Raw genomic sequence first — 23,978 nt, forward strand, 5'->3', positions numbered from 1 at the left:
CTTCATCAGCCGTCCCCCTCCAGCGCGGCCCCCGCCGTCCCCTTGACCTTCCAGCCCGCGTCGAAGCCCGGGAAGAAGAGCGGTACCTCCGCCTCGATCGTGGCCTTCATGACCGTCCCGTTCGCGCCGCAGGTGATCACCGCACCGTCCCAGGCGCCCGGCAGGTGCTCGCCGCCGGCGGCGGCGCAGGCACCCGCGACGTCGCCGTCGACCGCGTTCGCAGCCGTCGCCGCCCGCGCCGCCTCGTCCGCCGCGTTCCCGGCCAGGGAGTACGTGTAGCCGTACAGCGCGCACTGCCACAGGATCGTCATCACGACCAGCAGGATCGGGAACATCCCGGCGAACTCCAGGGTGACCGCGCCCCGGTCGCCGCCCTTGCGGCGCAGCGAGAGGGACCCCTTGTCGGCGGCGGCCCTGCGGCGCCGGCCGCCACCGCCCGCGGGCTGCTCGGCCACCAGGCCCAGCTCGCCGGCCAGGGCCCACAGCGCCTGCTTGACCGTCGAGCGGGCGTCCAGGTCCTGCATGCGGCCCGCGTCCACGACGGACTGGAGTTCCTTGAAGGCGGCCGGGACCGTGGTGCGGGCGACCTTGGTGCCGGTGACGCGTTCGACCAGGGACGGCTGTATCTCCGTACCGCGGGCGAAGCGGTTGACGACCGTGCGGGTCTCCTCGGCCTTGCGGATCTGGAGGCGGTCCCACATGCGGACCATGCGTTTGGCGGCGCGGACGGCGACGACGTCGGGGGTGACCAGGAGCAGGGCCTGGTCGGCGAGTTCGACGGCGGCGGCGTTCGCGGCGTTCAGCTGGGCGCCGCAGTCGACGACCACGACGTCGTAGCGGGAGCGCACGGCGGCCAGGACCTGGCGGGCCACCCGGTCGGTGATCTCCTCGCCGCGCTCGCCCTCGGCGGGGGCCAGGAGCAGGCCGAGCCCGGTCTCGTGGGTGTAGACGGCGTCCTGGAGCACCCGCGGGTTGATGTCGCTGATCGCGGCGAGGTCGGCGATGGAGCGGCGGAACTGCACGTCCAGGTAGGAGGCCACGTCGCCGGACTGGAGGTCCAGGTCCAGCAGGGCCACCGAGCGGCCCGAGGCCTGGGCGGCCAGGGCGAGCTGGACGGCCGTGACCGTCGTGCCGACGCCGCCCTTCGCGCCGGTCACCGTGACGACCGTGCCGCCCGGTCCTGCGTACAGCTCGGGGGTGCCGCTGCCCAGGTGGCGCCGCATGCCGGTGGACCAGGCGGCGGCCGCCTGGACGCGTTCGGCGAGGGAGTCGTAGCTCAGCGGGAGGCCGACGATGCCGCGCGCGCCGGAGTCCATGGCGGCGGTCAGCACGCCCGTGCTGGCGTCGGCGGTGACGAGGACGACGCCGACGGCCGGGAAGCGCAGGACCAGGTCGCGGATGACGTCGAGCGCGGGGACGGGGCCGACGCGCTCGTGGACGAGGACGACCTCGGGCAGTTCGTCGAGGGATTCCGCGGCCAGCCGGGCCAGGGTGTCCAGCAGGGCCGTGGTGTCGGCGACCGGCGGGGCGGGTTCGGCGTCGGCGAGCTGGCTCAGGAGCGTGCTGAGCGCGCGGGCCGAGTCGATGTCGCCGACGGCGGGCAGGATGCGGATGGTCATCGGCATGTCCTCGCCCGGGACGACGTCGTGGGGGCTGAGCGCATCACGGCCTCCTACTTGTCCTCGTCGAGGGTGTACGAGCGGTCGCCGGGGGCGACGGTGGCGTCGGCGCCCGCCGCGATGAGGGCGAGGCGGACGTGCTCGGCGAACGACTCGGCGTACGCGACGCGCTGGGCGTCGGCGGTGTCGAGGGCGAACGTGATGGGGACGGCCTCGTTCGCGGTGCGGCGGCGGTCGTTGCCGGACTGGCCGGGGTCGAGCGCGGTCAGCTTGCCGACGTCGATGACGCGGGCGTTCTGCACGATGACCTTCGACTGGTCCTTGCCGTTGTCGCTCTCGTCCTTGAACGTGGCGTAGATGTTGACCCGCGAGCCCGGGTCGATCTTGCCCGCCACCCCGGTCGCCGCGTCGATCAGGATCGCGATCTCCTGCTGGCCGGCCCGGAGCGCGGGCCGGTCGACGATCATGTCCGTCTGGAGCAGCGAGCCCTTCTTCAGCTGTGTGACGGCGATCTTGCCGCGGACCTGGGAGAGGCTGGTGACCGCGGTGGAGGAGAGCCACCGCTCGGGCATCGAGACCTTCTCGAACTGGTCGGCCGTCAGCGTCCGGTAGGGCGCGATGTCGCTCTTGAGACGGTACGCCGCCACCTCGGGCCCGACCTTCGAGTTCACGTCGCGGATCACCGACAGCACTCCGGCGAAGGCACCGACGGCGCACAGGACCGACAGGGCCAGCAGGACGACGCCGCGGCGCTGGCGCGAGTTCACAACATCTCACCTCGTGGGGGCGGAACCGGGTTCAAGGGGTATTCACCGTTGTCAGGGGGTACTTACCGTTATTCACGTGTACGTGCCTGCCGTGCGTCACGTGTGTGGCTCACACGGCCCCGCGGGGCAGGGCGCGTACCGAGGATGCTGCCCGCGCGGCGGCCTTCGGAAGCCCGTTCGACCGCGACGGGCCCGGTGACAACGGCGCCGCGCAGAAACCGCAGCGGTCGCCGATGAGTTCGAGACCGCACCAGTGGCACTCCTCGCGCCGCACGGACGAGACCAGCTGGTACAGGACGGACACATCGTGCAGGCCCGCGGCGAACTCGGCCAGCTTGCCGGTGCCCCACCAGCGGGCCGACTCGGCGGGCAGCGGCACGGTCGCGACGCCCTGCACGCGCCAGGCGGGCGCGAGCGTCCCGGTGACCCAGTCGGCGGGCAGCTGCCCGGGCGCGACGAGCATCCGCGTCCCGAACTCGGGTCCGGTCAGGTCGCCCTGGCCGACCCGCACCAGCTGGGGGCGCGGCGTGGCCAGTACGGCGAACTGGGCGCCCGGCACCCACGACTTGGCGTGCGACCTGAGCGACACCGGCACCCGGTCGAGTCTGGCGACCGAGGTCAGCTGGGCGCCCGCGTAGATGTAGTGGGCGAGCAGCCGTGCGGAGGAGGCGAGCACGCCGGGACTGAAGTCGCAGGCGGAGAGCTGGCGCAGCTGCTGGGCGAGCAGGGCGAGACCGAGCGGGGGCAGGTCGAGGCCGAGCAGCGCGATGCGGTCGCTCTCCAGGACGGACCGCACGGCGTGCAGCCGGCGCCCGACGCCGGCCGGCGCGGAGGCCGGGTAGAGCGCGATCACGTATCCGTGCTGCTCGATGAGCGCGTGCATGCCGGTGGTGGAGTCCTCAAGGCTTTCCAGGGACCGGAGGACGACGGCGGGCGGTGTCTGCCGGTCGTGCGGCGGAAGCACCAGGTCGGAACTGGTGACGGCTATCGCGGTCGGCACGCTGCACACCACCCCGTTCACCGGCACGGGGCGGTCAACCGCCGTCCCGGATCGCCCCTATGTCGCCATGAATGCCTCACAGGAGGACACACCTTGCCACTGTGGCGTCCTTCCGCAACTGCACCTTATCCACGGTGCGCGCCGCTCAACACCGGATCTCCGGGATCAATTCACGCGGGGTGCGCGCATGATCCACACAGAGTGAGCCACGTCTGCCCAACTCCGGCAGCTGTCAGGGCCGTTGGCGGCACCAAGGGTCTTGACAACGTGATTGGTCTGGACCAGTTTGGAGAGGCGACGGTGGCCACCGTGCTCGTCCTCTCCTCACCCCCTCCTCGTCCCCACTCCCCCACCGGAGGCCCCAGTGGACCGCGTATCAGGCATGCCCAGACGCAGACGGACATGGGCCGGCGCGCTCGCCGCCGTACTCGCCGCGTCCGCCCTCTCCCTGGCCGGCGCCGGCCAGGCCTCGGCCGCGGACGTCAACAACACGAAGAACGCCGGCTTCGAGTCGGGACTCTCCAACTGGACCTGTTCGGCGGGCAGCGGCTCCGCCGTCTCCGCCCCCGTGCACGGGGGCGCGGCCGCGCTGAAGGGCGCGCCGGCCGGGCAGGACAACGCCCGGTGCAGCCAGACCGTCGCGGTGAAGCCCAACTCCAGCTACTCGCTGAGCGCGTGGGTTCAGGGCGGGTACGCGTACCTCGGCGCGAGCGGCACCGGGACGACGGACGTGTCAACGTGGACCCCGGACTCCTCCTCCTGGAAGCAGCTGACGACGTCCTTCACGACGGGTGCGAACACCACGTCCGTGACGGTCTACACACACGGCTGGTACGGACAGGCGGCCTACTTCGCCGACGACGTGTCCGTGTTCGGGCCCGACGGGGGCGGTACGGGCGGCGACCCCGACCCGGTGGTCCCCGCGACCCCGGCCGGCCTGAACGTGGCCTCCACGACCTCCTCCGCGGTCTCCCTCGCCTGGAACCCGGTGTCGGGCGCGAGCGGCTACAACGTCTACCGCAGCGGTACGAAGGTCGCGGCGGTGACCGGCACCTCGGCGACCGTCACCGGCCTGGCCGCGTCCACCTCGTACTCCTTCCAGGTCACCGCGACCAACACGGCCGGTGAGTCGGCGAGGTCGACGGCGGTCACCGGGACGACCAAGGCGTCCTCGGGCAACACCGGCAACCTGCCCAAGCACGCGGTGACGGGCTACTGGCAGAACTTCAACAACGGCGCGGCCGTCCAGAAGATCTCCGACGTCCCGTCCCAGTACGACATCATCGCGGTGTCCTTCGCCGACGCCACGACGACGCCGGGCGCCGTCACCTTCAACCTCGACTCGGCCGGTCTGAACGGCTACACCGTCGACCAGTTCAAGGCGGACGTCCAGGCCAAGAAGGCCGCGGGCAAGAAGGTGATCATCTCGATCGGCGGCGAGCGCGGCACGGTCGCGGTGAACGACTCCGCCTCGGCGGCGAACTTCGCGAACTCCGTGTACTCCCTGATGCAGACGTACGGCTTCGACGGCGTCGACATCGACCTGGAGAACGGCCTCAACGCCACCTACATGACGCAGGCGCTGCGGTCGCTCTCGTCGAAGGCGGGCTCCTCGCTGATCATCACGATGGCGCCGCAGACGATCGACATGCAGTCCACGTCGAACACGTACTTCCAGACGGCCCTGAACATCAAGGACATCCTCACGGTCGTCAACATGCAGTACTACAACAGCGGTTCGATGCTCGGCTGCGACGGCAAGGTGTACTCGCAGGGCTCGGTGGACTTCCTCACCGCCCTCGCCTGCATCCAGCTGGAAGGCGGCCTCGCCCCGTCCCAGGTGGGCCTCGGCGTCCCGGCGTCGACCCGCGGCGCGGGCAGCGGGTACGTCTCCCCGGCCGTCGTGAACAACGCCCTGGACTGCCTCACCAAGGCCACGAACTGCGGCTCCTTCAAGCCGTCCAGGACCTATCCGGACCTGCGCGGCGCGATGACCTGGTCGACGAACTGGGACGCCACGTCGGGCAACGCGTGGTCGAACGCGGTGGGCCCGCACGTGCACGCGCTGCCGTAGGGCACCGCGGCATCCCCTGAACGGACCGGCCCCGGTCGGGGCGCAGACGGCGTCAGAAGAACTCCGACCAGGGCTGGTCCCAGACCTGCTTCACGCACAGGACGACGAAGAGCAGGCCCGCGATCGTCAGCATGGCGTTGCTCAGGAGGCCGTTGCGCCACTCGGGCGGCGTGCGGGAGGAGTTGAGGAGCCAGACCAGGGTGAGGGCGAGGAAGGGCAGGAAGGCCGCGCCCAGGACCCCGTACAGGATGATCAGGCGGAAGGGCTGGCCCTGGAAGAGCAGGACCATGGGCGGGAAGGTCAGCCAGAGGAGGTATGCGCGAAAGGGCCAGGACTTCTCGTGGGCGCCGGACGCCACCTCCTCGCCCGAGGCCGTGGCCGTGGCCGTGGCCGTGCCGCCGGTGTCCGTGCCGGTGCCGGCCGAGGTGGCCCGGTCCCGGCGCAAGCGTTCCACGAAGTCCGCGAACATCAGGCTCACACCGTGCCAGACGCCGATGAGCGAGGTGAAGGAGGTGGCGAAGAAGCCGATGAGGAAGAACTTGGCGGTCGCCGTGCCGTACTCGTCCTCCAGGATGTCGCCGAGCTGGATCAGGCCCTTGTCGCCGCTCGCGATCGCGATGTCGGAGGAGTGCAGGATCTCCGCGCCCACGAAGAGCATGGCGACGACGAAGATGCCCGTGGTGATGTAGGCGACGCGGTTGTCGAGCCGCATCACCTTCATCCAGCCGGTGTTCGTCCAGCCCTTCGCGTTGACCCAGTAGCCGTACGCGGCGAGCGTGATCGTGCCGCCGACGCCGCCGATCAGGCCGAGCGTGTTGAGGATCGAGTCCTTCTCGTCGGGCAGGACCGGCAGCAGTCCCGCGAACGCCTCGCCCAGGTTCGGGGTGACGCGGACCGCCAGGTAGACCGTGACGACGAACATGACGCCCACCAGGACCGTCATGACCTTCTCGAAGACCGCGTACTTGTTGAACCAGACGAAGACCAGACCGACCAGGCCGGTCAGGATCGCCCACCACTTGAGGCCCATCACGTCCGGGAACAGCGCCTGCAGGGGCAGCCCCGACGAGGACATGGCCGCCGCCCCGTAGACGAAGCCCCAGATCACCACGTACGCGACGAAGAACCACGAGGTCCAGCGGCCCAGGCTCGCCCAGCCGTCGAAGAGCGTGCGGCCGGTGGACAGGTGCCAGCGGCCCGCGGCCTCGGCGAGGGAGATCTTGACGAGGCAGCCGATGACGGCGGCCCACAGAAGGGTGTAGCCGAAGTTCGAGCCCGCGATCAGGGTGGCGACGAGGTCGCCCGCGCCCACCCCGGTCGCGGCGACCACGATGCCGGGGCCGATGTACTTCCAGCTGGATTTACGGGGGCCTGAGTCCTGCCTGGTGTCCGCGTGTCCCGAGGTGTCCGCCATGCCGATCAAGAAAGCGCAAAGAGATGCGGGACACAAGAGGGCGTGCGCCGATCCCCACCCGATGTGCACAGCGTGAACCGCCTGTTCGAGCGCTCGTCGAACGATGCCGGCGGCACGGTCTCGGCCTGATGTCCGGTACCGGCCCCCTGCTCACTCTTGACCCGAACATGCCATGGCTTCACGATGAGCGCCACACCGCACAGCCACCCTGCTCCCATCCCCACATTTCCGGTGATCCCGGATTTCATGGAGAAAACAGGAGAACTCATGCGATTGCGCGACAAAGACGGCAGACGCGGCCGGCGCACCGCCGCCCTCGCCACGCTCCTCGCCCTGGCGCTCGCGGCCCCCGTCGCCGCCACGACCAGCGCGAGCGGCGCCCCCGGAGCGGCTCCCGTCTCGGACACGGACGAGATCCACCAGTACGAGATCCACCTGCACGGCAGCACCTCGGCCACCCGCACCGCCATCGCGCGGACCGGGGTGTCGATCGACGAGGCCGACGAGGAGACCGTCGTCGTCTCGGGCCGCGCCTCCCAGGCGAAGGAACTGCGGCGGCTCGGGTACGAGGTCTCGTCCCTCGGCGCGGCGCCCGACCGGTCGGGCGCCGCCGACGCCGGTGTCCTCGACTTCCCCTCCGCGGACTCGCGCTACCACAACTACGCCGAGATGAACACGGAGATCAACCAGCGCCTGGCCGCCTACCCGTCCATCATGAGCAAGCGCGTGATCGGGAAGTCCTACCAGGGCCGGGACATCGTCGCCGTCAAGATCAGCGACAACGTGGCGACCGACGAGGCGGAGCCCGAGGTCCTGTTCACCCACCACCAGCACGCGCGCGAGCACCTCACCGTGGAGATGGCGCTCTACCTGCTGCGCGAACTGGGCGCCGGGTACGGCTCCGACAGCCGGATCACCAACATGGTGAACAACCGCGAGATCTGGATCGTCCCGGACCTCAACCCGGACGGCGGCGAGTACGACATCGCGACCGGCGCGTACCGCTCGTGGCGCAAGAACCGCCAGCCCAACACCGGCAGTTCGGCCGTCGGCACGGACCTGAACCGCAACTGGAACTACCGCTGGGGCTGCTGCGGCGGCTCGTCCGGTTCCACGTCGTCCGAGACCTACCGGGGCGCGTCGGCCGAGTCGGCGCCCGAGGTGAAGGTCGTCGCCGACTTCGTACGCAGCCGGGTCGTCGGCGGCAAGCAGCAGATCAGGGCGGGCGTGGACTTCCACACGTACAGCGAGCTGGTGCTGTGGCCGTTCGGCTACACCACCTCGGACACCGCGACCGGGATGACGGCCGACGACCGCAACGCCTTCGCCGCGGTCGGGCAGAAGATGGCCGCCAGCAACGGGTACACGGCGGAGCAGTCGAGCGATCTGTACATCACCGACGGGTCGATCGACGACTACCTGTGGGGCAGCCAGAAGATCTTCTCCTACACCTTCGAGATGTATCCGTCGTCCAGTGGCGGAGGCGGGTTCTATCCGCCCGACGAGGTCATCGAGCGGGAGACCTCGCGCAACCGGGACGCCGTTCTGCAGCTGCTGGAGAACTCCGACTGCATGTACCGGTCCATCGGCAAGGAGGCGCAGTACTGCAGTTGAGCGGGGTGACTTGAGGTGGGTGGGGAACTGCGCGTCCGTCGTGGCCGGGCGCGCAGTTCCCCGCGCCCCTAAAGGGCGCTTTCCTCGGCCTCTTCCGCCTCTTCGAAGTAGGTGTCCAGGACCTTGTCCAGGTCCTCCTCCCACTCCTTGAAGTCGGAGCGCGACTTCGCCTCGATCTCCAGGGGGTACCAGCGGCGGTCGGGCGTGTGCACCGTGATGGTGAAACGCTTGCCGAAGCGCGGGGACTCCGTCTCGACGGCGCCGATCTCGTCCCAGCGGAACTCGGCCTCCTGGTCGTCCAGGCTCAGCCGTACGCCACGGTGGTCGGCGACGACCTTCGCGCGGCGGTCGGAGGCCTCGAAGACCGGGCCGCCGTCCGGGACCCGGGCGTCCCCGGACTCCTCCGGCTCCCCGGACTCCTCCGGTTGCCCGGGTTCACCGTGCTCCTCGGACTCCCCGGGTTCCCCGGCCGGGGAGTCCTTGCCGGAAGGCTCGTCGTCGGGAGCCTTCACGGCGGCGGGTTCCTGTTCCTCCTTCGTCACCTTCGGCTCGGCGGCGTCGGGCTCGGCGGGGCGCGGGCCCGTGATGCCGGGCACGAACGCCGGGTCGACCGCGGCACCTTGCAGGGGCGGGATGTTGGGTCCTATGCGCTGCTCCACAGCGGGCAGTATGGTCGACGATCCTGTGTCAGGAACAGTCGGGCTCCGCTTCGTCCCGCCACATCGTTATATGAAGAGGCTCAGCACCGCGGCCATCGCGAAGCCCGCCACCGACAGCACCGTCTCCAGGACCGTCCAGGACTTGAGGGTGTCCCGTTCGGAGATGCCGAAGTACTTGGCGACGATCCAGAAGCCGCCGTCGTTGACGTGCGAGGCGAAGATCGAGCCGGCCGAGATCGCCATGATGATCAGTGCCAGGTGGGCCTGGGGCAGGTCCTGGCCCTCGACCAGCGGGACGACGATGCCGGCGGTGGTGACGATGGCCACCGTCGCCGAGCCCTGCGCCACCCGCAGCACCACCGAGATCAGGTAGGCCAGCACGATGACCGGCAGGCCTACGTCGTTGAAGGTGTCCGCGAGTGCGTCCGCGATGCCCGAGCCCTTGAGCACGGCGCCGAAGACACCGCCGGCGCCGACCACCAGCAGGATGTTGCCGACCGGCTTCAGCGACGAGGTGGAGACCGTCTCCAGGGACTTGCGGGACCAGCCGCGCCGGATGCCCAGCAGGTAGTAGGCCATCAGCAGGGCGATCGTCAGCGCGACGAAGGGGTGCCCGAAGAACTCGACGACCGAGCGGAAGGTCGAGGGGTCCAGCGCGATCGAGGAGAAGGTCGCGGCGAGGATCAGCAGCAGGGGCGTACCGATGATGAGGAAGACGGTGGCGAGGGGGACGGGCTGCTCCGCGTAGTCCTCGGGCCGGGTGGCCGTGACGGTGCCGGTACCGGCACCGTCACCCTTGCCGGTTCCGGTGCCGCTTCCGGTGCCGGTGCCGTCGGTGGAGCCCGTCGAGCGGGCGGCGGCGCGGCGTGCGGCGCGCTCCTCGGCGACCGCGGCCTTCGCCTCGTCCGCCGCCTCCAGCATGTCCTGCGGTACGGGGACGAAGAGGCGCTTGCCGATCCAGGCCGCGTACGCCCAGGCGGCGAGCACGGCCGGGATGCCGACGACGACGCCCATCAGGATGACCCAGCCGAGGTCGACCTTGAACAGTCCGGCGGCGGCGACCGGGCCGGGGTGCGGCGGCAGGAACGCGTGGGTCATCGACAGGCCCGCGAGCAGGGGCATGGCGTACAGCAGGATCGACTTGCCGGAGCGCTTGGCGGCGGCGTACACGATCGGCGCGAGGACGAAGATGCCGACGTCGAAGAAGACCGGGATGCCGAAGATCAGGCCGGTGAGGCCCATGGCGAGCGGGGCGCGCTTCTCGCCGAAGAGGTTGAGCAGGCGGGTCGAGAGGGCCTCCGCGCCGCCCGACACCTCGAGGATCGCGCCGAGCATCGTGCCGAGGCCGATGATGATCGCGACGTGGCCGAGGATGCCGCCCATGCCCGACTCGATCATCGAGACCGAGGCCGAGCGCTGGACGGTGCCGAAGAGTTCCGTGACGGAGAGGCCGGCCGAGAGGCCGACGGCTATGGAGACGGCCAGCAGGGCGACAAAGGGCTGGAGTCTGACCTTGATGATCAGGACCAGCAGAAGGACGATGCCGAGGGCCGCGACGGTCAGGAGGCCGGCGGTGCCGTCCAGGAGGAGGAGCAGGCCTCCTGTGTGGGGTGGGGTCTCCGGGGCTGGTGGTGCGGCTGCGAGCAGGGGTGACATGGGGAGGTCCTCTTTCCGGGGGCTTCACAGGGGGCATGGTGTTTTCGGGCAGGGGGGATCGCCGTACGTCGTGCGGGGTTTGTGTGGGGGGCGCCGGGAGGCCGGGGCCCGGAGGCCCCGGAGGGGCGGAGCTCAGTTGTCCAGGACCGCCAGGACGTCGATCTCGACGAGGAGGCCGGCGGGCAGGCCGACGTAGACCGTGGTGCGGGCCGCGGGGGGCGCGGTCAGGTTCTGCTCCGCGAAGTACGCGTTGTAGATCGCGTTCATCTCGGCGAAGTGGCCGACGTCCGTGAGGTAGACGCGGATCATCATCGCGTCGTCCCAGGACGCGCCGCCCTCCTCGAGGATGGCCTTCACGTTGGCCAGGGTCTGCAGGGTCTGCTCGCGCAGGGTGGGGCCGGCGGGCGTCGGCGGCTGTCCCTCCACCGCGGGCAGGAAGCCGACCTGGCCCGCGACCTGCAGGATGTTGCCCTTCCTGACGCCGTGCGAGAACGTGGCGGGCGGGGTCGTGTGGGTCTTCGGGGTGAGGGCGGTCTTCTCGGTCATGAGCTGGTTTCCTTCGTAGGGGTCTTGCCTGAGTACTCGCCGCTGACGGCGTCCGCGGTACGGCGGACCAGCGGGAGCAGGGTGAGGAGTTCGTCCGCGGTGACGACGACGTTCGGGGCGGAGACGGACATGGCCGCGACGACCCGCCCGTCGGTGCCCCGCACGGGGGCCGCGACGCAGTTGATGGACTCCTCGTGGCCGCCGAGGTCGGTGGCCCAGCCCTGTTCGCGGACCTTGTCCAGCTCCCGCAGGAAGGCGGGGGCGCTGGGGGTCGAACGGGACGTGTACATGGGGTAGTCGAGCTTCTCCGCGAAGGCGCGGCGCTCGGGCTCCGGCAGGTCGGCGAGGAGCAGCTTCGCCACGGCGGCGACCGTGATCGCGACGGGCTTGCCGATCCGCGAGTACATGCGCACCGGGTAGCGGCTCTCGACCTTGTCGATGTAGAGCACCTCGCCGTCCTCGTGCACGGCGAGGTGGACGGTGTGGCCGCAGCTCTCGTTGAGGCGTACGAGGTGGGGGTGGGCGATCTCGCGGACGTCCAGGTTCTCCACGGCCTCCTGCGCGAGCGCGAAGAGGCGGGCGCCCAGGCGGTAGCGCTGGTCGGACTGGCGGTAGACCAGGCCGTGTTCGTGGAGGGTGCGCAGCAGCCGCAGGGCGGTGGACTTGTGGACGTCGAGCCGGTCGGCGACCTGCCCTAGGTCGGCGGGGCCCTCGGCGAGCAGCGGCAGGATGCTCAGCGCGCGGTCGACGGTCTGGCTCATGGGGTGGGTACCTCCTCCTGGGCCCGGTCTGCGGCGTTCGTCCAGCCGGGGCCGAGTCGAAGTGTCCCCCACGCGTCGTCGTCCAGGGCGGCGAGGCGGTCGGCGTGGCCGCGGGAGGGGGGTGCGGCCAGGTCGCCGGGGACGGTGAGGGCGGCGGCGGCCATGAGGTGGCCGTGGCGGAGGCGGTGTTTCGCGGCGAGGCCGCGGAGGGTCGCCGACAGGAAGCCGGCGGCGAAGGCGTCGCCCGCGCCGACGGGGGCGACCACGTCCACGCCGAGAGCCGCGGCGGAGGTGACCGTGTCGTGCCGGTGCCCCGCCGTCGTGCCGTCGTCCCCGCGCGAAGGGGTGTGCGGGTGCGGGGCCGCGGGGGTCGTCGTCTCGAACAGGGTGGCGCCCCGGCTGCCGTTCTTGACCACCAGCACGCGTGGTTCCGGGAGTGCGGCGCGGACCGCGGCCGGGCCGCCGGTGACGCCCCAGGCCGCCTCGGCCTCGTCCTCGCCCACGAAGACCAGGTCCGCGGCGCGGGCCAGGGTGAGGAGGGTGGGGCCCGCCGCGGCCCGGTCCGGCCACAGGCCCTCCCGGTAGTTGACGTCGAACGAGATCAGCGGGCGGCCTGGACGGGGGGCCGTGAGGGCCGTGAGGAGCGACAGGCAGGCCGGCGAGAGGGCCGCCGTGATACCGGAGAGGTGCAGGACGCGGCCCGAGTCGAGGGCCTTCGGGTCGACGGTGGCGGGGGACATCGCCGAGGCCGCGGAACCGGCGCGGTAGTACGCCACCTCGTGGGCGTCGGTGGCCCGGTCGCCGGCGGTGCGGAAGTAGATGCCGGTGGGGCGGAAGGCGTCCCGTCGTACGGCGGTGGTGTCGACGCCGTAGGAGGCGATCGTCTCCAGGAGGTGGTCGCCGAAGCCGTCGGCGCCGACCCGGCTGACCCACCGCGCGGTGTGGCCGGCGGCGGCCAGCACGCAGGCCACGTTGGACTCCGCGCCGCCGATCGCCCGCTCGAAGGACGGCACGTCGGCGAGGCGGCCCGGACGGGAGGGGAGGAACGTGACCATGGACTCGCCGAGGGTGACGACCTCCACGGCGGCCGGCGGGCGCGTGGCGTCGTGGTCGGTGCCGACGGGCGGTCCGGTGCGGGTCACGATGGCTGGGGCTCCTCGTCCTGACGCGGGTCCAGGCGGCTCCGTTGACCCGGCGTTGGCCGAGATGTTAGACAGCAGTAAGCGCGATACGCAATGCCTGTTGCGGAGAATGCAACGGTACTGATCAGGAGGCTCTCATGGCTGCCGACACCACCGCGGAACGGCTGGCCGCGCTCGCGGACGAGCGTGTCGACCACCGTTTCAAGGGACTTCCGCCCGACGCCGAGGGCCTGACCGTCGGTGAGCTGGCCGCCGAGCGCCGCAACCTGTTCAGCGGCGGGTTCACCACGCCCGTGCTCGCCCTCTCCGCCGAGCGGCTGGAGCACAACCTGCGCCTGATGGAGACGTACACCGCCCGGCACGGCCTGGTCTTCGCGCCGCACGGCAAGACCTCGATGGCCCCCCAGCTGTTCCAGCGGCAGATCGAGCGCGGCGCCTGGGGCATCACGCTCGCGGTGCCGCACCAGGTGCGGGTGGCCCGGGCCTTCGGCGTCCGGCGCGTCTTCCTCGCCAACGAGCTCGTCGACCCGGCCGCCCTCGCCTGGATCTCCGCCCAGCTCGCCGCCGACCCCGGCTTCCGGTTCGTCTGTTACGTCGACTCCGTGCGCGGCGTCGAGCTGATGGACGCCGCGCTGCGCGGGGGCTCCCGTCCGGTGGACGTCGTCGTCGAGCTGGGCGCGGGCGAAGGGGCCCGGACCGGTGTGCGGACGGAGGCGGAGTGCGCCGCCGTCGCGGACGCCGTGGCCGGGGTGGACACGCTGCGGCTGGTGGGGGTCGCCGGGTACGAGGGCGAGGTGCCGGACGCCGACCCGGAGCGGGTGCGGGCGTGGCTGCGACGGCTGACCGCCCTGGCCGTGGAGTTCGACGAGGCGGGCCGGTTCGACGCGGCCGGGCTGGACGAGATCGTGGTCAGCGCGGGCGGCAGCGCCTGGTTCGACGCGGTGGCCGACGTCTTCGCCACCCTGCCCGAACTGTCGCTGCCCGTGCTGAAGCTGCTGCGCTCGGGTGCCTACGTCTCGCACGACGACGGGCACTACCGCGAGGTGACGCCCTTCGTCCGGGTCCCCGAGGAGGGCGCCCTGCACCCCGCCTTCCGGCTCTGGGCGCAGGTCGTCTCGCGCCCCTCCCCCGGGCAGGCCTTCGCCAACGCGGGCAAGCGCGACGCGGCGTACGACCTGGATCTGCCCGAGGTGCAGGTGGTGCGGGACGAGGACGGCGAGCGGCCGGCGGACGGCATCACCGTCACCTCGCTCTCCGACCAGCACGCCTGGATCCGTACGGACGGGCAGGCCCGGCTGCGGGTCGGCGACTGGATCGGGATGGGGCTCTCGCACCCCTGCACCTCGTTCGACAAGTGGCAGCTGATCCCGCTGGTGGAGCGGGACGGCACGGTCGTCGACTACATCCGCACCTACTTCTAGGAGCCCGCCATGATGGATCTCGTCATCCGTGACGTGGACGTCGTCGACGGCAGCGGCGGACCCTCCTACCGGGCCGACGTGGGCATCGAGGGCGGCAGGATCACGACCGTGGTGCAGGAGGCGGCCGCCGCCGGGTGCCTGCGGCCCGTAGCCCGCCGGGTGGTGGACGCCGAGGGCCTCGTGCTGGCCCCGGGCTTCATCGACATGCACGCCCACAGCGACCTCGCCCTGCTGCGGGACCCCGACCACAGCGCCAAGGCGGCGCAGGGCGTCACGCTGGAGGTCATCGGGCAGGACGGGCTGTCGTACGCGCCCGTCGACGACCGCACGCTCGCCGAGGTGCGCCGCGCGATCACCGGCTGGAACGGCGACGGCGACGACATCGACTTCACCTGGCGCTCGGTGGGCGAGTACCTGGACCGCCTCGACCACGGCTTCGACGGCGAGGGCATCGCCGTGAACGCCGCCTACCTCGTCCCGCAGGGCGCGGTACGCATGCTCGCCGTCGGCTGGGACGACAGGGAGGCGACGCCCGCGGAACTGGACCGGATGCGGCGCCTGGTCGCCGACGCGATGAGCGAGGGCGCGGTCGGCATGTCGTCCGGGCTCACGTACACCCCCGGCATGTACGCCAAGGACGCCGAGCTGACGGAACTGTGCCGGGTGGTGGCCGGGTACGGCGGCTACTACTGCCCGCACCACCGCTCGTACGGCGCCGGCGCCCTCGACGCGTACCGGGAGATGGTGGACCTGACCCGCGAGGCGGGCTGCCCGCTCCATCTCGCGCACGCCACCATGAACTTCGGCGTCAACAAGGGGAAGGGGCCGGACCTGCTGGCGCTCCTCGACGAGGCGCTGGCCGGCGGGGCGGACATCAGCCTCGACACGTATCCGTACACCCCCGGCTGCACGACGCTCGTGGCGCTGCTGCCCAGCTGGGCGAACGAGGGCGGCCCGGAGGCGACCCTGGCCCGGCTGCGGGACGAGGGAACGGCCGGGCGGATCCGCCACCACCTGGAGGCCGTCGGCTCGGACGGGTGCCACGGCGTGCCCATCGAATGGGACACCATCGAGATCTCGGGCGTCACCGATCCGGCGCTCGCGTCCTACGTGGGCCGCACGGTCCGGGAGGCGGCGGACGAGCGCGGCGAGGCTCCCTGGACGACCGCCCGCCGGCTGCTCCTCGACGACGGCCTCGGCCCGACGATCCTGCAGCACGTGGGCCATGAGGAGAACGTGCAGGCGATCATGCGCCACCGCGTCCACACCGGCGGTTCGGACGGCATCCTGCGCGGCGCCAAGCCGCACCCGCGGGCGTACGGCACGTTCCCGCAGTACCTCGGCAGGTACGTACGGGAACTGGGCGTCCTGAGCCTGGAGGAGTGCGTCGCGCATCTGACGTCACGGCCGGCCGCGCGGCTGCGGCTGCCCGACCGCGGTCTTGTCCGCGAGGGCTACCGGGCCGACCTGGTCCTCTTCGACCCGAAGACGGTGGCCGCGGGTTCGACCTTCGACGCCCCCCGGACGCTCCCGACCGGCATCCCGCACGTCCTGATCGACGGCCGGTTCGTCATCGAGGACGGCCGCCGGACGGATGTGCTGGCGGGACGGGCGGTCCGCCGGACTCCTCGCTGACCGCCCGTCCGCCGGCCGGTCACGGCTTGGGCAGGGTGCACCCGCTCGCGCTCAGGTCGAGCTTGCTGTCGAGGCCGAAGCAGGCGGGGATCTGGTAGGTCTCCTGCGCGTAGTTGATGCCGGCGCGGACGGTGACGGTGCCGTTCGCGTCCACCTCGCACGGGTTGTTGTCGGTGCAGCGTCCGCCGTCCTCGTTGCCGGTGTTGTTGACGGCGACGACGGTGTTGGTGGCGTTGTCGATCACGGGCGAGCCCGAGGTGCCGCCGATGGTCTGGCAGGCGGAGGTGTAGCGGACCGAGTCCTTCCAGGTCCAGCTGCCCTCCTTCAGGCGGTAGGCGAAGCCGTCGACGTTGCAGGCGTACGTCCGCTTCCAGTAGCCGGAGACGACCGTGATGGCCCGGCCTGCCACCGGGTGCGTGTCGTTGAGCGTCAGCGCGCTGATGCCGTACGAGCTCTTGATCTGCCCGTACGTGGTGGTCAGCTGGTAGAGCGAGACGTCCGTGTCGGTCATCGTGGCGTACGCGATCTTGCTGGCGCGCAGGGTGGCGACACGGGTGCCGGCGGAGTTCAGCAGGCCGAAGGTGCGGGTGGAGGCCCGGTCGACGATGACCTGGCCGGCCGCCGGGAAGCCGGTCTCCAGGCAGTGGCCGTTCGACATCACCAGCGCCGGGTCGTTGTCCTCCGAGTCCGGGAGGCGCACGACGGAGCCGGAACAGTTGCTGAGCGAGACGGTACCGGCGAAGGTGACGGCCTGGATCGCCGCGGGTGCCCTGGTGCCGGTGCCGGTCGACGTCTCCGTGGCGGCGACGGCCGGTGCCGCCAGGCCGGTCCCTGTGATCACCAGGGCTCCGAGCGCGGCGAGGAGAGGCTTCTTCATGTGGGGGGTCCCCTCTTGCGACGTGAGCGGCCGGAGGTCTTCCGGCCACTTCCCGTTTTTGTCATGCGCATTCTTAGCGCCGTCCTCCGCCCCGACAAGAACCTGTTTCCAGCCGCCCACGCCCGTCGGCGGGGCGGGCCGCGCGTACGGCTGCGGACCGGCGGGGGCCGGTCCGCAGTTCCCCGCACCCCGACGGGGACGGACGTCTCACGTGGCGGAAACACGGCGCGAGAACCCCTGCCCGCCCGTAAGCTCGCGACCATGCAGGTGATCCAGTCGACCAAACTCGCCAACGTCTGTTACGAGATCCGGGGCCCGGTCCTCGAGGAGGCGATGCGGCTGGAGGCGGCAGGCCACCGCATCCTCAAGCTCAACACCGGCAACCCGGCGGCGTTCGGCTTCGAGTGCCCCCCGGAGATCCTGGAGGACATCCTCCGCAACGTCTCCTCCGCGCACGGCTACGGGGACGCGAAGGGCCTGCTCGCGGCCCGCCGCGCCGTGGTCATGCACAACCAGACCCTCGGCATAGAGACGGACGTCGAGCACGTCTTCATCGGCAACGGCGTGTCCGAGCTGATCGTGATGGCGATGCAGGGCCTGCTGGACGACGGCGACGAGGTCCTCGTACCGGCGCCGGACTACCCCCTGTGGACCGCGGCCGTCTCCCTGTCCGGCGGCACCGCCGTGCACTACCGCTGCGACGAGCAGTCCGACTGGATGCCCGATCTCGCCGACGTGGAGCGGAAGGTCACCGACCGCACCAAGGCGATCGTGATCATCAACCCGAACAACCCGACCGGCGCGGTCTACGACGAGGCGGTGCTGAAGGGCCTCACCGACATCGCCCGCCGCCACAACCTGCTGGTCTGCTCGGACGAGATCTACGACAAGATCCTGTACGACGAGGCCGTGCACACCCCGACCGCCAAGGTCGCCCCCGACCTGCTCACCCTCACCTTCAACGGCATGTCGAAGGCGTACCGCGTGGCCGGGTACCGCGTCGGGTGGATGGCGATCTCGGGCCCGCGGGCGCACGCCGACTCGTACATCGAGGGGCTGACGATCCTCGCCAACATGCGCCTGTGCGCGAACATGCCCGGCCAGCACGGTGTGGTCGCCGCCCTCAGCGGCCGGCAGACCATCAACGACCTCGTCCTGCCGGGCGGGCGGCTGCGGGAGCAGCGGGACGCGGCCCACTCGCTGCTGACGCAGATCCCCGGCGTGACCTGCGTGAAGCCGAAGGGCGCGCTCTACCTCTTCCCGCGCCTCGACCCGAAGGTCTACAAGATCAAGGACGACCGGCGGATGGTGCTGGACCTGCTGCGCACCGAGAAGATCATGGTGGTGCAGGGCACGGGCTTCAACTGGCCGGAACCGGACCACTTCCGGGTCGTCACCCTGCCGACCACGCGGGACCTCACGGACGCGGTGACCCGGATCGGCACCTTCCTGGACGGCTACGGGCAGCACTGACGCACCGCCGCACCGGACCGGGCGGTCACCCCGCGTGACCGTCCGGTCCGTTTTTCTGAGTTCGGTCAAGTTTAGACGAATTCTAAGCTAGGATGGTTTCCTGCCAGACACAGGAGGCCGTCTCCCATGTACGAACCGATCCGCACCAAGTCGGTCCACACGATGGCCGGCACCGCCGACTTTCCCCACCGGTCGCGCGAGGAGGAGCTGGACATCCAGCTCGCCGGTCATCTGGCGGCCCTGCTCGCGGTCACGGACGAGCTCCGCGCGCTGGAACCGTCCGCCGAGCTCGACACCGCGGCGGCGCGGCTGGCCGAACAGGTCACCCGTCTGCGCGGAGGGCTGCCGCCGGTCCGCTCGGCGGCCGCCGTACCGGTCACCGACGAGCGCGAGGCACTGTCCTGCGGACTGCACCGCCGGGCGCACGCGCTCGCGGGGCGGGCGCTCGTCGTCGCGGCGTCCCGGGCGGACACAGCGGCCGCGATCCTGGCCGCCGAGCGCATGGACGTACACGCGGTGGCCGTCACACCGGCTCTCACCGCCCGCTGAGCCCGGGGTTTCCCGGACTCCCTGAGATCGCCCCGGCCCGCGCGCACCCGCAGCGACGTGCGGGCCGGGTGCCCTGCTCGACGGAAGGGCCGCACCTCATCGGGTGCGGCCCTTCTGCTGTCCGCCCACGCCGGTCGACCGTCCCCCGCGGGCCGGCGGGGGCCGGCCGCGCGGTTCCCCGCGCCCCTGACGGGGCCCGCGGCGGAAGCCTGGCGTCCGGTTTTGTACTGGGATGGGGTGGCCACCCGGTGTTCATCCGATGCGGCGGGGAACGTCGGATTCCGGGAGCAGGCTCCGGGTGTGAGACGAATCATCGCCATCGTCCTGGCGGTATTCCTGATCGGCGGAGTGGCAGCAGCCGTCGTAGCGGGCCGCGAAGAACAGGACACGAGCACGGCAACGAAGACCGTGCGAGGAGTGATCGGGTCGGAGAAGGCGGAGTTCTTCGCCGACCCGGATGTGGTGAAGGCCCTGGCTGCCAGGGGCTACACCGTGGAGACCGAGACCTCCGGCTCCTGGGCCATGGAGGGACTCGACCTCAAGGGGTACGACTTCGCCTTCCCGTCCAGCCAGGCACCCGCCGGGGAACTGGCCGCGAAGTACGGCGTACGGCAGCCGTTGCCGCGCCCCTTCTACTCGCCCCTCGTGGTCGTGGCGCACCGCGGCGCCGCCGAGGTGCTGGCCGCCAACGGCCTCGCGACGCCGGACGAGGAGGGCAACGGCACCCTCGGCATGAGGGCCTACCTCGACGCCGCCGCGGACGACAGGACCTGGCAGCAGCTCAAGGGGGCTGACCGGCACGGTGAGTTGAGCGGCACGCTGTTCATCTCCACCACCGACCCGACCAGTTCCAGCTCGGGCGCGCTGTACCTCGCCGCCGCCTCCTACGTGGCCGACGGCGGCCGGGTCGCCGACGGCGCCGCGGCGGTCGGCCGCACGGCGCCCCTGATGCGCAAGCTGATCAGCGTCCAGGGCTCCCAGCAGACCAGCACGGACGCGGCGTTCCGGGACTTCGTGAGCGGTGCCGGAAACCCGCTGGTCCTCGTGTACGAGTCCCAGGTCGCGGCCCTCCTCACGCAGGGCCGGGGCGTCGACGACCTGGTCGTCCTCTACCCGGACACCACCGCCAACAGCGACCACACCGTCGTCCCCCTCACGGACGAGGGGCGCGCCCTCGGCGAACTGCTCGGCACCGACAAGGAGCTGCGCCGGCTCGCGGTGCGCCACGGGTTCCGGCCGCAGGGCGCCGCCGCCGAGTTCACGGCGGCCACCGGCGCCCACACCAGGTACCTCGACCAGAAGCTGACCGGCGTCCGGCAGGCGCCCGTGCCCGCCTCCACGGTGCTGCACGACATGGCCCGCCGGGCCCGGAAGTAGGGGGAACAGCACGTGAGCAATCTCGAAGACACCTTCACCCTCACCCCTCCCGAGCCGGTCGCGGCCGTGCCGAAGGAGAAGGCCGGCACGCTCGTGCCGGTCGCCGAGTCGGTCCGCGGCGACATGGCGCGCAAGGCCGCCGAGTACGTCGACGCGCTCGCCGTGCTCGACGCCCGCTCCCCCGAGTTCGCCGGGAAGGTCGGCGAGGTCGTCGCGCTCGGCTCCGGCGAGATACGCGGCGCCGCCGCCCGGTCGAACCGCATGCTGGAGCGCACGGTCCGCGCCCTGCCCGCGAACGGCGAGGACGCCCAGGCCCGCGTCTCGTCCTCGCTCGTCGAACTGCGGCGCACCGTCGAGGACCTGGACCCGCGCGACCTGCCCGGCGGGAGGGCGCGCAAGCTGCTGTCCCGGCTGCCGGGCGGCAACCGGCTCCGCGACCACGTGGCCGGGTACGCCTCCGCGCAGGGCACGCTGAACAGGATCGTGGGCTCGCTGCGCGGCGGCCAGGACGAACTGCGCCGCGACAACGCCGCGCTGCAGACCGAACGCGTCCGCCTCTGGGACTCGATGGGCAGGCTCCAGGAGTACGTCGTCCTCACCGAGGCCCTGGACGCGGCGGTCGAGGGCCACATCACCGGCGTCGAGGCACAGGACCCGGTCCAGGCGGACGCACTCCGCGCCGACGTCCTCTTCCCCGTACGGCAGAAGCACCAGGACCTGCTCACCCAGCTCGCGGTGTGCGCCCAGGGCTATCTGGCGATGGACGTGGTCCGCCGCAACAACGAGGAGCTGATCAGGGGGGTCGACCGCGCGGCCACCACCACGGTCTCCGCGCTGCGCATCTCCGTGATGCTCGCCGCCGCCCTCGACGACCAGCGCAAGGTCGTCGAGCAGGTCGACGCGCTGCGCGGCACGACGGAGGACCTCATCCGCGGCAACGCGGAGATGCTCGCCACCCAGAGCGGCGAGATCCAGCGCATCGCCGCCGACCCCGCCGTCGGGGCTCAGACGCTGCGCTCGGCGTTCCAGCAGATCTACCGGACGCTCGACGCCATCGACACGTACAAGGTCCAGGCCACGCAGACCATGGCGGCGACCGTGGAGTCCCTGACCTCGGAGCTCCAGCACGCCACGTCGTACCTGGAGCGCAGCCGCTCGCAGGGCGCGCCGGAAGGGGGCCTCGCATGAGACGCCTCCGTCCGGTGGTGGCCGCCGTCGCGCTGGCCCTGGTGACGGCCGGATGCACGTCCGCCCCGCGGGAGCCGGGCCCTTCCGGCGACGGGCCGGTCCCCGGCACCCTGCGCGTCCTCGCCTCCAGCGAGCTCTCGGACATGAAGGGTGTGCTGGAGCAGGTCCGGAAGGACACCGGCATCACGGTCCGGCCCACCTACCTGGGTACCCTCGACGCGGTCGACCTCCTCGCGAAGGGCAGGGCGAAGGGCGCGTACGACGCCGTCTGGCTCTCCTCCGGCGCCTACCTGCGGCTCGATCCCGCCGCCGCACGGCAGATCGTGTCCGAGACCCCGGTCATGTCCAGCCCGCTGGCCGTCGGGGTGCGGCCCGCCACCGTACGGAGGCTGGGCTGGAAGCCGGCGGACGTCACCTGGACCGACATCGAGAAGGCGGTCCGGGACGGCGGGCTGACGTACGGCATGACCGACCCGTCGCGCTCCAACTCCGGCTTCTCCACGCTCGTCTCGGTGGCCTCGGCCCTCTCCGGCGCCCAGTCGGCGCTCACGGACGCGGACGTGCGGCGGGCGACGCCCGAACTGGCGGAGTTCTTCGAGGGCCAGAAGCTGACGTCCGGGTCCTCGGGCTGGCTGGCGGCGGCGTACGACCGCCGCGGTGACGTCGACGCGCTGCTCAACTACGAGTCGGTGCTGAGGTCGAGGAAGGACCTGACGGTGATCCGCCCGCGCGACGGCGTGGTCACCGCCGACTACCCGCTCTCCTCGCTCACCTACACGAGCCGGGAGGCCCGCGCCGACGTCCGCCGCCTCACCGGGGCCCTGCGCACTCCGGCGACCCAGAAGCTGATCACCGACCGCACGCTGCGCCGGCCCGTCGTGCCCGGCGTGCCGCCCGCGGCCGGACTGGACACCGCCCGCCGCCGCGAACTCCCGTTCCCCGGCAGCCGGTCCGTCGCCGACGGCCTCCTCGACTCCTACGAGAACGAGCTGCGCCGCCCCTCGCGGACCGTGTACGTGCTCGACACCTCGGGCTCGATGGGCGAGGACGGGCGGCTCGGCCGGCTCAAGAAGGCCCTGACCGGCCTCACCGGCGACTTCCGCGAGCGCGAGGAGGTGACGCTGATGCCGTTCGGGTCGGCCGTCAAGAGCGTCCGCACGCATGTGGTGCGGCCCGAGGACCCGCGCGCGGGGCTCGACGCGATCCGCCGCGACACCGGGGCGCTCACCGCGGAGGGCGACACCGCGATCTACACGTCGCTGCGGAAGGCGTACGAGCATCTGGGCGCCGGCGACGACACGTTCACGTCGATCGTGCTGATGACGGACGGCGAGAACACGCGGGGCGCGGGTCCGGCGCGGTTCGACGACTTCCACGGCCGGCTGTCCGGGGCCGCGCGGCGGATCCCCGTCTTCCCGATCCTCTTCGGCGACTCCGACCGCGCCGAGCTGGAACACATCGCCGACCTGACCGGCGGCCGCCTCTTCGACGCCCGGAAGGGCTCGCTGGACGGCGCCTTCGAGGAGATCCGTGGCTACCAGTAGGTTTCTCGGCCACCTGGAGTCCCGCAAGAACCTCACCGGGAGCGCCTGCGCGATCGCGGGCCTGGCGCTGACCTTCGCGGGGGCCGCGGGGGCGTACTGGCCGGTCGTCGTCGCGGGACTGTACGGCGCCGGGGCGCTCCTCGCGCCGCCGGAGCGGCCGCCGGTGCCGGACTTCCCGGACGCCTGCGCCCAGCTGGACGGAATCCGGACCGACTTCGGCCGGCTCCGGACCTACCTGGCGGACGTCGGACTGCCGCCCGCCGCGGCCGGCCGGCTCACCGAGCTGACGGAGCTGCTCGGCGGACTGCTCGACCCCGGGTGGGTCGCGCAGGTGCTCGCGCGGGACGCGGAGGGGGTGCACGTGCTGTCGCGGGCGGTGCGTCTCGACGTCCCGGAGGCCGTCGACGCGTATGTGCGGGCGCGGTGGTGGGTGCGGCTGGCGCCGGGCGCCGAGTCGCCCGAGCGGCATCTCGAACGGCAGCTGGGTCTGCTGCACGACGAGCTGACGTCGCTGGCGGCGACCCTCCGCGAGACGGAGGCCCGCCGCCAGGAATCGCACACGCGGTACCTGGAGGACCGGGCGTGAGGGATTCTCGAGCGCAGGGCGGGCTGAATTTTTCAGCCCGCCCGGCGCTCGATGACGAGCGCACCGGCGCGATTGC

At 71.6% G+C, this 23,978-nt stretch carries 20 protein-coding genes; 10 read left to right on the plus strand and 10 right to left on the minus strand.

The features are described 5' to 3' along the window. Positions 1-5: 5 nt before the first annotated feature. From QFZ75_RS14195 to QFZ75_RS14205, 3 genes are all read right to left on the minus strand, one after another. Positions 6-1,619 (minus strand): AAA family ATPase, encoded by a 1,614-nt coding sequence (locus QFZ75_RS14195; protein WP_307537018.1) that lies wholly within the window; start codon positions 1,617-1,619, stop codon positions 6-8. 53 nt (positions 1,620-1,672) lie between these two features. Further along, complete coding sequence (gene cpaB, locus QFZ75_RS14200; protein ID WP_307537020.1) at positions 1,673-2,386, minus strand: Flp pilus assembly protein CpaB; 714 nt, start codon at positions 2,384-2,386, stop codon at positions 1,673-1,675. A gap of 109 nt (positions 2,387-2,495) precedes the next feature. After that, a complete protein-coding gene (locus tag QFZ75_RS14205) occupies positions 2,496-3,386 on the minus strand; it encodes a hypothetical protein (RefSeq protein ID WP_307537022.1) in 891 nt (296 codons plus the stop codon). A gap of 382 nt (positions 3,387-3,768) precedes the next feature. Between QFZ75_RS14205 and QFZ75_RS14210 the strand changes: the two genes are divergently transcribed. Continuing rightward, positions 3,769-5,460 (plus strand): chitinase, encoded by a 1,692-nt coding sequence (locus QFZ75_RS14210; RefSeq protein ID WP_307537023.1) that lies wholly within the window; start codon positions 3,769-3,771, stop codon positions 5,458-5,460. Positions 5,461-5,512: 52 nt separating this feature from the next. Here the strand turns inward: QFZ75_RS14210 and QFZ75_RS14215 are convergent, their stop codons facing one another. Then, a complete protein-coding gene (locus QFZ75_RS14215; RefSeq protein WP_307537025.1) occupies positions 5,513-6,874 on the minus strand; it encodes an Nramp family divalent metal transporter in 1,362 nt (453 codons plus the stop codon). Between the two features lie 267 nt (positions 6,875-7,141). Between QFZ75_RS14215 and QFZ75_RS14220 the strand changes: the two genes are divergently transcribed. Then, positions 7,142-8,488 carry a M14 family metallopeptidase gene (locus QFZ75_RS14220; protein WP_307537026.1) on the plus strand — a complete coding sequence of 449 codons (1,347 nt, stop codon included), beginning with the start codon at positions 7,142-7,144 and terminating at the stop codon, positions 8,486-8,488. A 68-nt stretch (positions 8,489-8,556) separates the two neighbouring features. Here QFZ75_RS14220 and QFZ75_RS14225 read toward each other — a convergent pair whose 3' ends face one another. The 5 genes from QFZ75_RS14225 to QFZ75_RS14245 all read right to left on the minus strand — a co-directional run bounded on the left by QFZ75_RS14225 (position 8,557) and on the right by QFZ75_RS14245 (position 13,165). Next, positions 8,557-9,147: a hypothetical protein gene (locus tag QFZ75_RS14225; protein ID WP_307537027.1), complete on the minus strand. Its 591-nt coding sequence runs from the start codon at positions 9,145-9,147 to the stop codon at positions 8,557-8,559. A 66-nt stretch (positions 9,148-9,213) separates the two neighbouring features. Continuing rightward, positions 9,214-10,803 (minus strand): GntP family permease, encoded by a 1,590-nt coding sequence (locus QFZ75_RS14230; RefSeq protein WP_307537029.1) that lies wholly within the window; start codon positions 10,801-10,803, stop codon positions 9,214-9,216. A gap of 132 nt (positions 10,804-10,935) precedes the next feature. Beyond that, complete coding sequence (locus tag QFZ75_RS14235; protein WP_307537031.1) at positions 10,936-11,349, minus strand: RidA family protein; 414 nt, start codon at positions 11,347-11,349, stop codon at positions 10,936-10,938. Continuing rightward, positions 11,346-12,110: an IclR family transcriptional regulator gene (locus tag QFZ75_RS14240; RefSeq protein WP_307537033.1), complete on the minus strand. Its 765-nt coding sequence runs from the start codon at positions 12,108-12,110 to the stop codon at positions 11,346-11,348. The genes QFZ75_RS14235 and QFZ75_RS14240 overlap by 4 nt, the downstream gene beginning before the upstream one ends. Further along, complete coding sequence (locus QFZ75_RS14245; protein ID WP_373466042.1) at positions 12,107-13,165, minus strand: sugar kinase; 1,059 nt, start codon at positions 13,163-13,165, stop codon at positions 12,107-12,109. Before QFZ75_RS14245 ends, QFZ75_RS14240 begins: the two co-directional genes overlap by 4 nt. 224 nt (positions 13,166-13,389) lie before the next feature. On the opposite strand from QFZ75_RS14245, the gene QFZ75_RS14250 reads away from it, so the two are divergent. Together QFZ75_RS14250 and QFZ75_RS14255 are read left to right on the plus strand one after the other, a co-directional pair. Continuing rightward, entirely contained in the window at positions 13,390-14,673 is a 1,284-nt protein-coding gene (locus QFZ75_RS14250; RefSeq protein WP_307537036.1) for an amino acid deaminase, read from the plus strand. A 9-nt stretch (positions 14,674-14,682) separates the two neighbouring features. Further along, on the plus strand, positions 14,683-16,308 hold the full coding sequence (locus tag QFZ75_RS14255) for an amidohydrolase family protein (RefSeq protein ID WP_307537038.1): 1,626 nt from the start codon (positions 14,683-14,685) through the stop codon (positions 16,306-16,308). Positions 16,309-16,327: 19 nt separating this feature from the next. Here the strand turns inward: QFZ75_RS14255 and QFZ75_RS14260 are convergent, their stop codons facing one another. Further along, positions 16,328-17,185, minus strand: coding sequence for a serine protease (locus QFZ75_RS14260; protein WP_307537040.1), 858 nt, complete (start codon positions 17,183-17,185; stop codon positions 16,328-16,330). 261 nt (positions 17,186-17,446) lie between these two features. Between QFZ75_RS14260 and QFZ75_RS14265 the strand changes: the two genes are divergently transcribed. The 6 genes from QFZ75_RS14265 (at position 17,447) to QFZ75_RS14290 (ending at position 23,902) form a co-directional block, all read left to right on the plus strand. After that, on the plus strand, positions 17,447-18,658 hold the full coding sequence (locus QFZ75_RS14265; RefSeq protein WP_307537041.1) for a pyridoxal phosphate-dependent aminotransferase: 1,212 nt from the start codon (positions 17,447-17,449) through the stop codon (positions 18,656-18,658). Between the two features lie 126 nt (positions 18,659-18,784). Then, the gene (locus QFZ75_RS14270; protein WP_307537043.1) at positions 18,785-19,207 is read left to right on the plus strand and encodes a hypothetical protein; all 423 of its coding nucleotides are present in this window, start codon (positions 18,785-18,787) and stop codon (positions 19,205-19,207) included. Between the two features lie 300 nt (positions 19,208-19,507). Continuing rightward, positions 19,508-20,584 (plus strand): hypothetical protein, encoded by a 1,077-nt coding sequence (locus QFZ75_RS14275; RefSeq protein WP_307537045.1) that lies wholly within the window; start codon positions 19,508-19,510, stop codon positions 20,582-20,584. Between the two features lie 12 nt (positions 20,585-20,596). Next, positions 20,597-21,772 (plus strand): toxic anion resistance protein, encoded by a 1,176-nt coding sequence (locus QFZ75_RS14280; protein ID WP_307537047.1) that lies wholly within the window; start codon positions 20,597-20,599, stop codon positions 21,770-21,772. Further along, on the plus strand, positions 21,769-23,316 hold the full coding sequence (locus QFZ75_RS14285) for a VWA domain-containing protein (RefSeq protein WP_307537050.1): 1,548 nt from the start codon (positions 21,769-21,771) through the stop codon (positions 23,314-23,316). The genes QFZ75_RS14280 and QFZ75_RS14285 overlap by 4 nt, the downstream gene beginning before the upstream one ends. Beyond that, a complete protein-coding gene (locus QFZ75_RS14290; RefSeq protein WP_307537051.1) occupies positions 23,303-23,902 on the plus strand; it encodes a hypothetical protein in 600 nt (199 codons plus the stop codon). Before QFZ75_RS14285 ends, QFZ75_RS14290 begins: the two co-directional genes overlap by 14 nt. The last annotated feature ends 76 nt before the right edge of the window (positions 23,903-23,978 follow it).

This window comes from Streptomyces sp. V3I8 (assembly GCF_030817535.1).
GTDB lineage: Bacteria > Actinomycetota > Actinomycetes > Streptomycetales > Streptomycetaceae > Streptomyces.

What these genes read in the sequence shown, in the direction of transcription:
- QFZ75_RS14195 (WP_307537018.1), bottom strand. Translation starts at nt 1,619, where the DNA reads ATGACCATCCGCATCCTGCCCGCCGTCGGCGACATCGACTCGGCCCGC.
- QFZ75_RS14220 (WP_307537026.1), top strand. Translation starts at nt 7,142, where the DNA reads ATGCGATTGCGCGACAAAGACGGCAGACGCGGCCGGCGCACCGCCGCC.
- QFZ75_RS14250 (WP_307537036.1), top strand. Translation starts at nt 13,390, where the DNA reads ATGGCTGCCGACACCACCGCGGAACGGCTGGCCGCGCTCGCGGACGAG.
- QFZ75_RS14235 (WP_307537031.1), bottom strand. Translation starts at nt 11,349, where the DNA reads ATGACCGAGAAGACCGCCCTCACCCCGAAGACCCACACGACCCCGCCC.
- QFZ75_RS14265 (WP_307537041.1), top strand. Translation starts at nt 17,447, where the DNA reads ATGCAGGTGATCCAGTCGACCAAACTCGCCAACGTCTGTTACGAGATC.
- QFZ75_RS14245 (WP_373466042.1), bottom strand. Translation starts at nt 13,165, where the DNA reads ATGGTCACGTTCCTCCCCTCCCGTCCGGGCCGCCTCGCCGACGTGCCG.
- QFZ75_RS14270 (WP_307537043.1), top strand. Translation starts at nt 18,785, where the DNA reads ATGTACGAACCGATCCGCACCAAGTCGGTCCACACGATGGCCGGCACC.
- QFZ75_RS14230 (WP_307537029.1), bottom strand. Translation starts at nt 10,803, where the DNA reads ATGTCACCCCTGCTCGCAGCCGCACCACCAGCCCCGGAGACCCCACCC.
- QFZ75_RS14210 (WP_307537023.1), top strand. Translation starts at nt 3,769, where the DNA reads ATGCCCAGACGCAGACGGACATGGGCCGGCGCGCTCGCCGCCGTACTC.
- QFZ75_RS14215 (WP_307537025.1), bottom strand. Translation starts at nt 6,874, where the DNA reads ATGGCGGACACCTCGGGACACGCGGACACCAGGCAGGACTCAGGCCCC.
- QFZ75_RS14285 (WP_307537050.1), top strand. Translation starts at nt 21,769, where the DNA reads ATGAGACGCCTCCGTCCGGTGGTGGCCGCCGTCGCGCTGGCCCTGGTG.
- QFZ75_RS14240 (WP_307537033.1), bottom strand. Translation starts at nt 12,110, where the DNA reads ATGAGCCAGACCGTCGACCGCGCGCTGAGCATCCTGCCGCTGCTCGCC.
- QFZ75_RS14255 (WP_307537038.1), top strand. Translation starts at nt 14,683, where the DNA reads ATGATGGATCTCGTCATCCGTGACGTGGACGTCGTCGACGGCAGCGGC.
- QFZ75_RS14260 (WP_307537040.1), bottom strand. Translation starts at nt 17,185, where the DNA reads ATGAAGAAGCCTCTCCTCGCCGCGCTCGGAGCCCTGGTGATCACAGGG.